Source organism: Vibrio sp. 2304 (assembly GCF_033339475.1).
Lineage (GTDB): Bacteria > Pseudomonadota > Gammaproteobacteria > Enterobacterales > Vibrionaceae > Vibrio > Vibrio alginolyticus.
This window is the reverse complement of sequence record NZ_JAWOUQ010000093.1, coordinates 1-583: the sequence shown is the minus strand read 5'-3', so window position 1 is coordinate 583 and position 583 is coordinate 1. Positions and strand designations below refer to the sequence as shown.

The 583-nt window shown below is 52.7% G+C and carries 1 protein-coding gene; it reads left to right on the top strand.

What is annotated here, in order from left to right; translation table 11 throughout:
* Nucleotides 1-391 precede the first annotated feature (391 nt).
* A partial coding sequence (locus R7P64_RS24430; RefSeq protein WP_318124207.1) for a 2-oxoglutarate dehydrogenase E1 subunit family protein occupies nt 392-583 on the top strand: 192 nt, incomplete at its 3' end.

Sequence of the window (583 nt, the reverse complement as noted above, 5' to 3'; positions counted from 1 at the left end):
ACGGTCTGTCCCGGATGGCGCTAGCGCTTATCCGGGCTACCAAAGCAGTAGCCCCGGCAAGCGTTAGCGCCGCCGGGGGATATAGCAGGAAATCTTTAAAAACCGCCACAAGATGTACCAGTAATCGAGGCGTTCAATGCGAGGTAAGGCGGCAACTGAGCGCATCCCCGGGAGCAGAGTGAACTATGTGACCGGGGTAAGCGAAGGCAGCCAACGCAACCGCAGCCTGAACGCTGAAGATTAATGGCAGTTGTTAAAGGTTCCTTAGCGGATAGAAACCACAACTCGTCCGCAACAAGTGAACCCCGGCACGTGCACTCGGTGTGCGTGGTAGTTTCTACGGCGAAATAAGCATATGAATGCTTAAGGGATCACGATGCAGAACGGCGCAATGAAAGCCTGGCTGGACTCTTCTTACCTCTCTGGTTCGAACCAGAGCTGGATAGAACAGCTCTATGAAGACTTCTTAACCGATCCTGACTCTGTTGACGCCAACTGGCGTTCAATGTTCCAGCAGTTACCTGGCACCGGAGTTAAACCGGATCAATTTCATTCCAAAACGCGTGATTATTTCCGTCGACTG